Origin of the sequence: Pseudohalioglobus sediminis (assembly GCF_008370495.1) — a bacterium.
Taxonomy (GTDB): Bacteria; Pseudomonadota; Gammaproteobacteria; order Pseudomonadales; family Halieaceae; genus Halioglobus.
Window position 1 is genome coordinate 162,383 of the sequence record NZ_VTUX01000001.1, and the last position, 12,331, is coordinate 174,713.

A 12,331-nucleotide genomic window follows, 5' to 3' on the forward strand; every position below is an offset into this window, starting at 1 on the left:
TACATTTTTCATTGATGCTCGAGGTGTACTTCGGCTATAAATGTGTTCTGCTCGTGGTTTCAGGTGCGCTTTTGCAGCGCGACGGGTGTGTAGCCGAGCCGGAGTCTCATCATGAGTAGCATTATCAAGACATACATCAAACGTGGGGCAGTCTTGGCGGGGTGTGCACTGCTGGTGCTTTTCGCCTTTGCCGCGCATGAGTGGTATGCAAAACCTGTTTTCATCGGCAACCTTTTCAGTCGATCGTTTATCCAGTATTTGTGGAATCGGCCCGAGGATCTGACCTATTTTGGTATCCTCGAAACGGTCGGCATCAATGGCCACAATGCGCTATGGAACGACGAATCCGAAGCCGCAGCGCGGCGTGAGAACGAATTTTCTCGGGATGTCTTGGCGACCCTAGCCCGGTACGACCTCGAGAAACTCAGCGAGTCCGACAGGCTGTCCGCTGCAGTATTCCAGGAGTTTATTGGAGCGCCGGACCTGGATTGGCGCTTCCGTCATCACGATTATCCTGTGAATCAGCTCAATGGCGTTCATATTGCGATACCGGAGTTCCTGGACAGCTATCACCTCGTTCATAGCAAGGAAGACGCGGAGCACTACATTGCGCGTCTCTCAACGATCGATGTAAAGATGGCACAAATCATGGACGGGCTGCTGGTCCGTGAGAGGAAGGGGGTTATCCCACCGACGTTTGTTATCGACAAGTCCATCGCGGGAATGGTCAGCTTCGTCGAAGCCCCGGCGCGAGCCAATGTACTGTATACGTCTTTCGAGCGAAAGCTTGAAGCGGTTGATTCGATCGGCCCGGCTGATCGCGACATGTTGCTCTCGACTGTCGAAACGGAGATCAAGGAAACCGTTTATCCAGCATACCGGCAATACATCGACTATTTTAACGCACTTCGCAGCAAGTCCACCGCCGAGGCCGGTGTCTGGAAGCTCCCGGATGGTGAGGCGTATTACAATTATTTGCTGAAAGTGCACACCACGACAGATATGACGGCAGATGAAATTCATACCCTGGGACTGGCCGAGGTAGCGCGGATTCAGAAGGCGGCTCTCGATGCCTTTGCCAGTGAGGGGTACGACTCCCGGTTAGGAGTTGCGTCGCTCTTCCAGGCGTTGGGTGAGGAAAGTCGCTTCATTTACCCCGATACCGATGAAGGTCGGGAACAGATACTCCGGGACTACAGGTCAATCATTAAGGAAATCAACGCCGGTGTTGACGGCGCATTCAATTTGCGACCCAGAGCCGAGATCGTTATCGAGAGAGTGCCAGCGTTCCAAGAGGAGACCGTGCCAGGCGCCTATTACGAGCCACCATCCCAGGATGGCAGCCGCCCCGGTGTGTTTTACGCCAACCTTTACGACATAAAGGCAACGCCGAAGTACGGCATGCGCACCCTGGCATATCATGAAGGCGTACCGGGGCATCATTATCAATCGGCTATCAATGTAGAGCTCGAGGGAATTCCCGCGTCTCGCAAGGCCATTGGCTTCACCGCCTACGAGGAGGGCTGGGCCCTGTATGCGGAGCAACTCGCCTGGGAAATGGGCTTTCTGACTGATCCGTATGACAATCTCGGTCGGTTGCAGGCGGAGTTGCTGCGTGCCGTACGTCTGGTGGTCGACACCGGTATTCACACCAGACGGTGGACCCGGGAGCAGGCTCTCGACTACCTGGTTGACAACACCGGGTGGGCAACGAGCGACGCCATCATGGAGATTGAACGCTACATTGTGAATCCTGCCCAGGCAACGGCCTACAAGGTCGGCATGATGGAGCTCCTGAGCCTGCGCGAAGAAGCCAGGGCAGAGTTGGGTGAAAGATTCGATATACGCGATTTCCATGACGTGGTGCTTGGCAATGGTGCTTTGCCGCTAACCACCATCGGAGAACTGGTCAGGCAATACATCGAGCGCAAGCAGGCGGGGGTATGAAGGTGCGCGCCGGGTCGGAAACGGCCATCGCTATAATTTGATCCTGATGTCTCAAAATAGGCGAAAGCAGTCGTTTCCGCGGAAACGTCATGATCGGCCATTAGTGATCATATCCGTCAGCTTTCACCTCGTTAGGGAAGGTTTTGGATGGGTAATGAGGCAGCTCTCAACGTCCGCTTTGGGATTAGCAGTCATTTAGAAGTGGTATGGATTAGCTGAGCATCACTTCGCCCCGGGGACTACTAATCTGCGCAATAATTCTAGGTGAAGAACCTAAACCAACTACAACATCTAACTCTAGAACCTCGGCAGTTTTGGCCAACTCTTCTGGCTCTGGATGTTCCAATTTCACAGCTAACAACGTCGCCCCTTGTTTACACCGCGACGCTGGATGAGCAGTGCTGCCCCAGTCAATGAAGAATGGCAACACGTTTACTCCATCTTGATCTGCTTCAGCTTGAAAGGAAAGCTCCCATCCAATTGTTTCACCTTCCGGGGTAATTCGAGACATAGGAAACGGCTCGCTTAAGTGACAACCCCTGGCTCTAACAGATTCAACAAACTGCGTGAGTTTTTCTCTGCGGGCCGCCCATGCGACAAGCTGGGATGTCTCATGTTGGCCGATACCAAATGGCCTCACTCCTTCGAAATCTGGTCGTTCCGGATCAGGGGCAATAATTTCAATGTAGCAATAGGGCCCAAGCGCTACATGTGCGTTGCAAGTACCCATATCTGGATGACGCCCACCGATAGTGGCAGGCAGGGCCAACAAATCCTCGATTTGTTCGATACCTTCTTTCAGGTCATTCGTGGCGAAAACCAGATGATCAGTTGGGCTCGACATTAGGCGGAACTCCAGCAGCCTGTTCTTTTACACAGTCCGCTTCGGTAGACGAAAGCGGGCGGCCAACACAGAATAGCAGAAAGTTTTCTGGATAGGCGAATGCGGACCTTCCAGGTGCTGATTCAATCCGTGAGCAGGAAACGTTCGCTTTCACCTCCACCGCGCCAAGATTAGCGCTCCGCTCTTTGGCTATCCAGATGTCCGAGCACAATGCGCGCTAGCTCTTCTGGCTGTTCAGGCAGGATGGCATGACCTGCGTTCTCCAGGCTAACTATCGTTACTCGATCTGGATACAGCTGTCTCAATTTCTCGGCGCCGTGGGGTGCGGCAGCATCTTGGGCGGGTTGCACTACCAGCATCGGAGCCGTCCCACCGCTTGACCATTCGGCTAATGGGGTACTGGCAGTCGCCCTACCCTGGGCCAGTCCTGCGCGGGGGTACCAACCCGTCATCCAATAGTCCGGTGCGCGATTATCGGGAGCAAAAAAAGCGCGGTGCAGCGCTCCGCTCCTTGTCGAATCCGGGAGAAAACGCAGCAGGATTTTAAAAATGTCGTTGCGGACATCCCTTGGAGGACCGCCATCGCCAGCGGCCAATAAAACCAGGGAACTGACTCTCGCTGGATATCGGCTGGCAAAAGACCTCGCTATCCGATTACCAAATGCGTGACCTATCACGACTACAGGAGAAAGAAGTGCTTCATGATCCAGCACAGCTGCCAGATCATCCGCGTAATCAAACAGCGTAACGTTATATCCTGGCAGTTCCGTGCCATCTATCCCGCGGGCTTGTAACACCAGTGTGCGATAGCCAGCCTGATTGATTCTTTCTACCAACTCATTGAAGTCCGACCCGGAGCGGGCATAGCTAGCCAGTAATACCACGACTTCTCTATCGCCAGGACCGCTCATGTAGTACCGGACGATGACTCCGTGATTGTCAGTATCACGCGGTTCACCGACAACCTGACGAGCGGGATTATCACGAAGGGCAACAAATCCGAAAACACCAATAACTATCGTGCAGCCGATTAGAGCAAGTAGACATTTTTTTATCACGCTGAGTCTTTTCCAGGTAGCGTCGGCATCCACACGACAATGCTAGATAAGGCAGCAAAGAATTACCATCCCTGGGCTTGAAATTGATTTCCGCTTTTCGGCGAAAGCGAATTTGGTAAAGACCCTAAGCTTCTCTCCGCTGTGTCAATTACCGAGCGGAATTTTCAGATTCCGCGCAAATCCAAAGAATCGCCGCCCAAGCATCATGGTGAATATATTCCAGTAGCTCGATTGGTGATCATCCGTCCGGTGGGGACCCAGGCTTGATGGCTTCGCCCTGCGCAACCATATTGCTAAAGGGTGACTGGCAGGCATGATTGTTTCCACTTATCTATGCCGGGTGCGGCACGAAGCGCCCTGCCCCACCCGTAACGGCCGCTACAATTATCGCCTTTACTGCAGCTTTTGCACATATTGCAAAAACAACGGCAGGCAGGCCGGTCGCCAGCCGAGGGGCCGGCCACATCAAGACGCATTTTCCCTTTGCTTTCTGAGGGTTAGCACATACCACGGGAGCGCAGCAGGTCGCTGGCACATGAATTGCTTCAATCCTGGTGACACGTTCCATAAATGCAACAAAGGCAGGAGGCCCCATGAGTAGCTTTGCTACCAATGCAGTATGTGCGCAAGACCGATTGTGTGCACGCGATTCGATTGCAGAAACCATCAACACGCTGGAGCAGGCGCTGCACGCAGCAGCGCAGCAGGAAGAGCAGCAAGAGACACAGCCCCGTGCTCACGAACACCTGAAGACACGCGAGGCGAACTCATGAGCCGTTTTGAAAATGCGTTCTCGTCTGCGTTCTCGTCTTATTCCGCCAGCGAGCAACACAATGCCAGGATAGGCACCGACGCCCCGGAAGTGCACGCCCTGCGCAAATCACTGTTGCGCCGGGGCAAAAGCAACCAGGCTGCCGCCATCACCGGCGGCAGGCAAACCCGCACAGCCAGGCAGCACCAGGGCAAGCGCTAGCCTCATCACTCCAACTGTCTCTGACCTGCCCCCAGCGCGCGGTGATCCGCGCGCTGTCATTCACTGCACAGCGGGATTGGCTTTTTCCCAGGCCCGCACCCGCTTCGCGGCCGCATCAAACAGACGTGCGAAATTGCCTTTGCGAACCTTCTGACTGGTGGCGGGCGTCAACGCGGACCACAGCGGCCGATACTGTTCAAACACGGCAAAGCTTGCCTGCGGATCCTTGAGGGCGACGTTATCAGTGCCCATGAGGAAGCGATCGGGGTAGCGCTCCAACAGGTCTGCGGTCAGTGCCGTTGACTGTGGTGAAGCCACAACGTACTTGGCGACTTCGTCCCAGGAGATGTCAAAGTACACATGGTTGAGCGCCGGGTCGCTGAGAATCTCCTCGATCATGGCGAGGTGATCCTGCACGGGCTGTACCACCCGGCCCAGGCCGGTGTGCGCCCAGATGATGGTGGCGTCGGGATGCCGCGCCAGCAGGGCCTTGGCCTGATTGAAGTAGAAACGCCTGGCTTCCGGTTTCGGGAATGGCATGTGAATGTCGTTGTGCATGATGGCAACCAGGCCACTCTCGGCACAGAATTCGAATATGCGATCCAGCGCGGGGTCGATCAGGCTCGCGACGTCGCCCTCGACCTTGGCAGACACGAACTCCTTGTGAATGGTGAATTCACCGATGCCGCTGAACACACCCGGAAAGGTCTGTAGCACCCGCCGGATATGGTCCGCGGCATACATGTCGGCGGGGTTGAAGCCGGTAATCATAGGCTCGAAGCGGGCCTGCTGCTCAAGTGACAGGCCCAGGTATTGCTGCGCGATATAGGCATCGGTAAAGGAGTAATAGTAGAGGCCGGTATCCGCATCGAGATAATAGGTCGGCGCGATGTCGCCCGTGACCCGGTGGGACCAATGCATCTGCAACGGGATGCCAAACAGCACCGAGCGCTCGACCCGATCACCCACCACCTCGAGGTATTCCCGGGCGGTGATGCCTTCCTGCACGTAATTGGTGAGATGCACGTGGGCGTCGTAGTAGTCGTCCTGTGCCGAGGCCGCAGTCGCGAGACCGCCGAGCAAGCCGAGGGTGAGGCCGGTCAGGCCAAGATTTTTCAGGCGTTTGGTTGTCACGCTCATGTCTGTTGTCTCCTTGTCTGCAAGCCTAGAATTTCATCTCTACGTTGGCGTGAAATACCGTCCCGTCACCGCCGACCTGGTAGGGGATACTGGAGTAACCGATCGGGGAGTCTTTCATGTACAGCAGTTCACCATTGACGCGCACCAGGCGGTGCCCGAAGGGGTACCAGTTCACACCCACCGCGGTATCCCAGGGGTCGCCATACTCACCGAAGATCTTGGAACCCGCCACATAGCCCTGCAGGGTCTTGGGCACGAACATATACGTGGTCTGCAGCTGGAAGCCGTGGTCAAACAACTCGTCCTCGGGGATATCGCCCTCGATAGAGAAGTCATCCACCCAGCGCCAGTAGTACTCACCCATGAGCGAGAAGCCCTGGTACTTCATACCGGCGTCCATGGCCAGCATCTGGTAGGTCGCCTCGTTGATGCGCCCGTCGGTATTGAATGCCCCCGGGTTGAAAATCCGTGTGCCATCCGACAGCCGGATCTGGCTGTTGTTGATATCCTCGGTACCGGGCTGGCTCTGGCGATCCTCGTCGCTGTACGTAAACGCGACACCAAGGATGGTGGCCAGCTCGGTATGCATGTCGAAATCGTCGATGCCCTTACCCGGTCCGTACTCGCCGGTGGTAGGCATCCAGTCGAGGCGGCCCGAGAACGTATCCAGGCTGTCGCCGAGGCGGCTGGCGTTCACGCCCAGCTGGGACAGGTTGTTACCCAGCATCACCCTGTAATCCAACCCGGTGGCCAGCTGCCCTGACGCCCAGATACCGGTGGTGTAACTGGGGCGGAAGAAATCGTCGGCCATGGTGCGGCTATCGAGTTTGACCCAGTGCGGGAAGCTGCCGGCGGTGGTGCGCGTACCCGGCAATGGATCAATGCCAACGCCGATATCCAGCGCCTCGTTGAAGCGGTACTTCAGGTTGCCGGCCACCACCACCTGGGCACTTTCGCCCTGGCTGGTATTGGAGGTCCAGGTATAGAGGAGCCAGCGGAAATCGGGGTCGAACAGCCAGCCGTTGAACGTCAGGTTGACCTTGTTGACCTGGAAATCATTGCGGATATCGATATCGAATTCGCGCCCGAAGCTGTCGGTATAGGAATCATCCAGGCCCGTCTGGTTCAGGTACCGCACATAGGTCCAGGCGCCGAAATTGACGCGCGCCTCGGGCGTGTCGGCGATGGTGACCCCGCCGCCTCCGGTATTGAAGCGACCGATAAGGCTGTCTTCCTCCTCTTCGGGTACCGCTTGTGCCACGGCGACCTGCTGTTCCGCACCGGTGGCCGGTTCAACAATAATCGTCCGCATTTCCCCGGCGTCGCGCCCTACCAGTTGTTCCAGCTCAGCGATGCGCGCGTCCCGGGCTGTCAGCTGCGCCTCGAGGCGGCGCTGGTTCTCTTCCAGTGCCAGTATGCGCTGCATGATCGCGTCGCTGTCATCCACGGCACTGGCCGCGGTGGGAAATAACAGACCCGCGATCGCCAGTACCATTAATTTCTGTGGGGTGTTTCCAGGCTTGGGCATGTAGCCGCTCCTACTTCGAAGACTGTGCCAATGCTATAGACACAATAGGTCTGCCCGTCAATCGGGGGAGACAAATTAAGCAATTGATCGCACTTTGCGCACTGCAGCGAATCACCCTGCGGACTGCAGGGCATTTCACGCCGGGAGTCACAAATTGCCGGTGACAGTATGCCCAGTGCATAGCCGGGCGTCACCGGCGAGCCGCCAATCCCGTGTGCCATTCAAAGGGGAAACACCGACGACCCCGACCGCCCATGCAGCCTTTATCAGGGCGGGGCAATATACGACCCCTGTATACCCCGCACCGCGGTGGAGCCGAATTCCCTGTTGTACAGCACGAACACAATGATTGTTGCGGTGACCACGAAAGGCAGCGTCCCCGCCAACCAGCACACCACCGACAGGGCGAAGTAATACGCCCGCAGGCAACTGTTGTTGTCGTGGCCGGCGCTGTCCATCAGCCTGGCGAGGTTTTCAACGAACGCCTGTGTCTGCTCCGGGGTCAGCTCCTCGGTGGGCTGCGGCGCACTGCCCATAACCACCGCAGCAAACCCGTACTGCCGAAGGCTCCAGGTGACCTTGAAGAAGGCGTAGATGAGTATGAGTAACAGCAGCGCCAGTTTCGCCTCTATCTGCGCCGCACTCTGGCCCTGGGTGAAGGGTATGTGGGAAGTCAGTTCCGCTATCTGCTCGCTGATGGTGAGGGCGGTGAGCACGGCCGCCAACAGCAACAGGGTAGTGGAAGCAAAAAACCCCACCACCCGCTCCTGGCTGGCCAGCAGGCCCGCATCCGTCATGCGCATTTCCCGACTCAGCAGGCGTCTGGCCCAGGCTTCCCGGTGCCAGCGCAGGGAGCGCGACAGGGAAGGCTTGCTATCCTCCCGGCAGGCCCGGTATTTGGCATAGCGGCCATAGCCGATCCAGAGCAGCGCAAGGTAGGCCAGCGCGACCCACTCCAGGGCATTCAGTGGCAGCGGCATGAAGGAGCTTCCTCATTGTGACAGGGCCAGCTTAACCCTATAACAGGCCCGACGGAATCGGTGCACGCGCGCAACGTCGCAGCATTGCCACAGCGCGGGTGATGGCCAGCCACTGTCTGTCGATAAAATGTGTCAGTCTAGTCGTTGTGTATCGGCTTGCCCTGGGCCGCCAGCTTGGTGCGGATGTAGTCCTCATGGGGAACATAGGTCAGCTCTGACACCCGGCGGATCAGCGCCTCCTCGTACTTATCGAGGTCACCGTCGGCGTAGGCCACCTTCCACATGGCCGCGATCAATTGCAGCTTGCGTTCCGCGCTGTAGTGGTCGTTGATCGTGCGGGTAAACTCGTACAGTGAGGTCGACTCGTCAACGCGTTCGGCGGCCGCCGCCATCAATGCGTTCACTTCACCCGCTTCCAGGTCGAGACTGTCGCGAAGGATGCCAGCCATCGCCGCCTCCTCCTGCGCGTCCTCCGTGAAATCCGCGCGACTGGTCTCGATCAGCATGGCCGCCGCCGCGACGTGCAGGCGATGCTGCAGTGCCGTTTCGCTCTCGGTTTCAGGCATTGTAAACAGGGCTTTCAGGGCATCTATCATGGTAAAACACGTAACAGTGGTTGAACTTGTTGCTCTGTGCGGGCACGTGCATGGTTATGTACGCCGTCGCCATACCCTACATGACCGGGGCGGCTGCGACTACCTCGCCCTTCAGCCAAGGGATTGCTCGAGCGCATGCGCCAGGCTGTAGAGTGTGGACTCTTCCCAGTGGCGCCCAACAAGCATCATCCCCACCGGCAGGCCATCAATGGTGCCACAGGGAACAGAGAGCGCCGGGTGATGGGTGTTGTTGAAAGCGATTGTGTTCACCAGCGGGCCGAGTGCTGCCGCCATATTCTCGGCAACCGATGCATCGGCCGCTGGAATCAGGGGGGCCGTGGTCGGCGTTGTGGGCATCACCAGCGCGTCGTAGCTGGACAGCGCGGCATCGTAGCCAGCGCGCACCACTGGCAGCGCCTCCTGCGCCCGGGAAACGTATTCATAACCGTAGCGGTTGCCAAGAATCTGGCTGGACAACAGGCTGATGCGCAGGTGGTCGGGCAGTTCGTCGATACGCTCGCGCCACTGGCGCTGGTGTGCCAGGTAGCCCCTGGGCACCACATCCGGGCGCTCCAGCAGACAGCCATCGTGCTGGAACATCGAGGTCAGCATGGACTGCATCCCGGCAAAGCCTACGCCGCCGGCGATAGCATGCACGGGCACCGATACCTCCTCGACCACCGCGCCCAGGGATGCCAGTGAGCGGGCAGCTTCGCGCACGGCGCTGCCCACCAGCGGGTCGTCACCGCCCATACTGAAGCCCTCGGTTACCAGGCCGACCCTGAGGCCACTGACATCCCGGCCCAGGGCTTCACTGTAGCGGGAAACCCGCGGATTGTGCTGGCGGCTGTCGACGCCGTCAGCACCTGCCAGCACATCCAGCAGCAGGGCATTGTCGGCCACGTTTTGCGTCATCGGACCGGTGTGATCGATGTTGGGGTTCATACCGAGTATGCCGGTATAGGGCACCAGGCCATAGGTCGGCTTCATGCCGACAATACCGCAATAGGAGGCAGGCACACGGATAGAACCGCCCTGGTCGCAGCCGATGGCCATATCGACATCACCGTTGGCTACCAACGCGGCTGAGCCGGAGGAACTGCCGCCGGAGGTATGCTGGGGGTGATGAGGGTTGTGCACCGGCCCGGTCGCCGAGGTATGACTGCCGCCGGAGAAGCAGTAGGCCTCGCAGACAGCCTTACCGGTTATACGGGCGCCAGACTGCAACAGGCGCGTGACGATCTCGGCATCCCGGTCGGGGATGTAACCGTCCAGGATGGTGGTGCCGCCATTGACGGGCACGCCGGCCAGCAGCACGGTGTCCTTGAGGGCAATCGTGCGCCCGCTGAGGCTGCCGTTCCCCGTGCCCCGGATATCAGTGTGCAGGTACCACGCCCCCAGCGGGTTGTCTTCGGGGGTTGGCACCCGCCAGGCACGCTCGCCATATTCCTGCGCCGGCACCGCTACCGACTCCACCAGGGCGGCCACCTCCATGTTGGCTTCTACCAGCGGGCGATACGCATCCCAGTCGCTGCTGCTGATGCCAAGCTCTGTCGCCGCGCGGGCGAACTCCTGTTCACTGATCTTCGTGTCCATGCTGACGCCCCCGGTGAATACCTACTCAGTGTAGCGCAGGTATTAACCAGCGGGCACCTGCGCAGCAGAAGCTGCGTTGGGTGGGCGCAACGGTCACGCCGCGCCCGGGGACTTCAGCGCCTCCAGTTTCTGGCGCACAAGCTCGGCCTCTGCTGTCAGGCTGGAGTACAGCCGGATATTGCCGTTGCGCTGTGCCTCGAACGCGGCCGTGGACAGCTTCTCGTAATCCGCCTGCAGCTTTTTTTCCGGCGACCTGTTGAATAACCCGAACATGGTGTTCTCCTGGTTGCAGTCATTTTCTTACTCTATTTACGTGCCGGCCGGTGAATGAGATCTACCCCGGCACCGCCTTCGTCACTGCAGGCAGCCACCAGGTGATCACCTGTCCGCCGACATCGGGTTCAATTAAGTGAACGTGGCCAGAGCAAAAGACCGCTGGCCGAGAACAGTCAGGGAGCTTCGCCTTTCAAAGGCCGCGGGGGTACCGCACAATGCGAGGCTGGACAACGCGGCGGTATTCACTGCGTCGGTCTATACTCCACAAGAATCCCAAAAGAGGCATCCGCCATGAATTATAAGAATCTTTTCCTTGGAGCAGGCCTGTTGGCCGCCTCCGCTTCGGCTTCGGCGCTCAACATCGCCCTCACCAACGACGACGGCTGGTCCACACCCGGCATTCAGGCGCTTTATGAGTCCCTCACCGGCGCCGGCCACAATGTCATCCTGGTCGCGCCACTGGACGGCCAGAGCGGCAGCGGCACCTCAATCAACATCGGCTCGGTGGAAATTACCCGTCAGGCGGAAAACCAGTACTCGGTAGCGCTGGATGACGGCGAGACCGGCGCCGAACCGGCCACCGCCGGCGCCATCGGCCTCAGCCTGGTCGAGGAACAGACCGGCATGATGCCTGACCTGCTGGTCTCGGGCATTAACAGTGGCGCCAACCTGGCGGCGGCCACCTACACCTCGGGCACCGTGGGCGCAGCCCTGCATGCTGCCGGATTGTTCGTGGGTGGCGTGTCGATCCCCGCTATTGCCGTGAGCACAGACGATCGCTGCAACGAGGGTGAGGAACTCGGCCCGGCGTGCCGCGAGGTGGCGGATTTCATCGTCGACTACATTGACTATCTCGAGCAGCGCCCCGCTTTCGTGCGCGGCAGTTCTACCCTGATCCCCAATGGTCGTGCGCTGAATATCAACTATCCGCCGGTAGAACCGAAAGGGGTAAAAGTGGCACGCCAGGGTGAGGCGCCGCTGCTGGGCGGTTCACTGCGCAGCGTGGTATTCGGTTGCGATGGCTGCTTCGATATCGAAGTCGGCGAATCCACGGGCGGCGGCCTGGCCGGTGTCACACCGTTCGAGGGCGAGGACGTGCCAAATTCAGACCAGGAGTGGTTTGCCAAAGGCTTCATTACTGTCGTCGTGGTCCAGCCCTACCTGAACGCCAAGGCACAGGGCCTGCGCGACTACCTGCGCCAGTACCCGGACTAACCCCTCCTCCACGCCCGCCCCGTTGCGGGCGGGCTCCTTTTGGCGCCATCACCCGCTGATCAGCCGCTGGTAACACAACTTCACGGCACCCCTGCGGTGCCGCTGTCACCCCTGCTCACACTGCCATACTTCATTCCCTGCCAGGATTTGGAAACTGCACAATCCAGATATCCTGCTC

12 protein-coding genes are annotated in these 12,331 nt (G+C 58.6%); 4 read left to right on the forward strand and 8 right to left on the reverse strand.

Annotated features, from left to right (window positions below):
* Positions 1-111: 111 nt before the first annotated feature.
* Positions 112-1,947 (forward strand): DUF885 domain-containing protein, encoded by a 1,836-nt coding sequence (locus tag F0M18_RS00705; RefSeq protein WP_149609467.1) that lies wholly within the window; start codon positions 112-114, stop codon positions 1,945-1,947.
* Positions 1,948-2,158: 211 nt separating this feature from the next.
* Here the strand turns inward: F0M18_RS00705 and F0M18_RS00710 are convergent, their stop codons facing one another.
* Positions 2,159-2,791 (reverse strand): VOC family protein, encoded by a 633-nt coding sequence (locus tag F0M18_RS00710; RefSeq protein ID WP_149609468.1) that lies wholly within the window; start codon positions 2,789-2,791, stop codon positions 2,159-2,161.
* 170 nt (positions 2,792-2,961) lie between these two features.
* Positions 2,962-3,882, reverse strand: a complete 921-nt coding sequence (locus F0M18_RS00715; RefSeq protein ID WP_149609469.1) for an alpha/beta fold hydrolase — start codon at positions 3,880-3,882, stop codon at positions 2,962-2,964.
* 560 nt (positions 3,883-4,442) lie between these two features.
* Between F0M18_RS00715 and F0M18_RS00720 the strand changes: the two genes are divergently transcribed.
* Both F0M18_RS00720 and F0M18_RS00725 read left to right on the forward strand, forming a co-directional pair.
* Positions 4,443-4,622 carry a hypothetical protein gene (locus tag F0M18_RS00720; RefSeq protein WP_149609470.1) on the forward strand — a complete coding sequence of 60 codons (180 nt, stop codon included), beginning with the start codon at positions 4,443-4,445 and terminating at the stop codon, positions 4,620-4,622.
* Positions 4,619-4,822 (forward strand): hypothetical protein, encoded by a 204-nt coding sequence (locus F0M18_RS00725; RefSeq protein WP_149609471.1) that lies wholly within the window; start codon positions 4,619-4,621, stop codon positions 4,820-4,822. The genes F0M18_RS00720 and F0M18_RS00725 overlap by 4 nt, the downstream gene beginning before the upstream one ends.
* 60 nt (positions 4,823-4,882) lie before the next feature.
* On the opposite strand, the gene F0M18_RS00730 is transcribed toward F0M18_RS00725, so the two are convergent.
* From F0M18_RS00730 to F0M18_RS00755, 6 genes are all read right to left on the reverse strand, one after another.
* On the reverse strand, positions 4,883-5,962 hold the full coding sequence (locus tag F0M18_RS00730; protein ID WP_149609472.1) for an amidohydrolase family protein: 1,080 nt from the start codon (positions 5,960-5,962) through the stop codon (positions 4,883-4,885).
* A gap of 25 nt (positions 5,963-5,987) precedes the next feature.
* A complete protein-coding gene (locus tag F0M18_RS00735) occupies positions 5,988-7,490 on the reverse strand; it encodes a hypothetical protein (RefSeq protein ID WP_223177878.1) in 1,503 nt (500 codons plus the stop codon).
* Between the two features lie 266 nt (positions 7,491-7,756).
* Positions 7,757-8,470 (reverse strand): DUF599 domain-containing protein, encoded by a 714-nt coding sequence (locus tag F0M18_RS00740; RefSeq protein ID WP_149609473.1) that lies wholly within the window; start codon positions 8,468-8,470, stop codon positions 7,757-7,759.
* 137 nt (positions 8,471-8,607) lie between these two features.
* Positions 8,608-9,066, reverse strand: a complete 459-nt coding sequence (locus tag F0M18_RS00745; protein WP_149609474.1) for a tellurite resistance TerB family protein — start codon at positions 9,064-9,066, stop codon at positions 8,608-8,610.
* Between the two features lie 111 nt (positions 9,067-9,177).
* Positions 9,178-10,662, reverse strand: coding sequence for an amidase (locus tag F0M18_RS00750; RefSeq protein ID WP_149609475.1), 1,485 nt, complete (start codon positions 10,660-10,662; stop codon positions 9,178-9,180).
* 93 nt (positions 10,663-10,755) lie between these two features.
* Positions 10,756-10,935: a DUF6435 family protein gene (locus tag F0M18_RS00755; RefSeq protein WP_149609476.1), complete on the reverse strand. Its 180-nt coding sequence runs from the start codon at positions 10,933-10,935 to the stop codon at positions 10,756-10,758.
* Between the two features lie 294 nt (positions 10,936-11,229).
* Between F0M18_RS00755 and surE the strand changes: the two genes are divergently transcribed.
* A complete protein-coding gene (gene surE / locus F0M18_RS00760) occupies positions 11,230-12,153 on the forward strand; it encodes a 5'/3'-nucleotidase SurE (protein WP_149609477.1) in 924 nt (307 codons plus the stop codon).
* Positions 12,154-12,331 lie beyond the last annotated feature (178 nt).

Excerpts from the sequence above, each read along its gene's own strand:
- F0M18_RS00705 (WP_149609467.1), top strand. The coding sequence starts at position 112 with ATGAGTAGCATTATCAAGACATACATCAAACGTGGGGCAGTCTTGGCG.
- F0M18_RS00710 (WP_149609468.1), bottom strand. The coding sequence starts at position 2,791 with ATGTCGAGCCCAACTGATCATCTGGTTTTCGCCACGAATGACCTGAAA.
- F0M18_RS00720 (WP_149609470.1), top strand. The coding sequence starts at position 4,443 with ATGAGTAGCTTTGCTACCAATGCAGTATGTGCGCAAGACCGATTGTGT.
- F0M18_RS00725 (WP_149609471.1), top strand. The coding sequence starts at position 4,619 with ATGAGCCGTTTTGAAAATGCGTTCTCGTCTGCGTTCTCGTCTTATTCC.
- F0M18_RS00730 (WP_149609472.1), bottom strand. The coding sequence starts at position 5,962 with ATGAGCGTGACAACCAAACGCCTGAAAAATCTTGGCCTGACCGGCCTC.
- F0M18_RS00735 (WP_223177878.1), bottom strand. The coding sequence starts at position 7,490 with ATGCCCAAGCCTGGAAACACCCCACAGAAATTAATGGTACTGGCGATC.
- F0M18_RS00740 (WP_149609473.1), bottom strand. The coding sequence starts at position 8,470 with ATGCCGCTGCCACTGAATGCCCTGGAGTGGGTCGCGCTGGCCTACCTT.
- F0M18_RS00745 (WP_149609474.1), bottom strand. The coding sequence starts at position 9,066 with ATGATAGATGCCCTGAAAGCCCTGTTTACAATGCCTGAAACCGAGAGC.
- F0M18_RS00750 (WP_149609475.1), bottom strand. The coding sequence starts at position 10,662 with ATGGACACGAAGATCAGTGAACAGGAGTTCGCCCGCGCGGCGACAGAG.
- F0M18_RS00755 (WP_149609476.1), bottom strand. The coding sequence starts at position 10,935 with ATGTTCGGGTTATTCAACAGGTCGCCGGAAAAAAAGCTGCAGGCGGAT.
- surE (WP_149609477.1), top strand. The coding sequence starts at position 11,230 with ATGAATTATAAGAATCTTTTCCTTGGAGCAGGCCTGTTGGCCGCCTCC.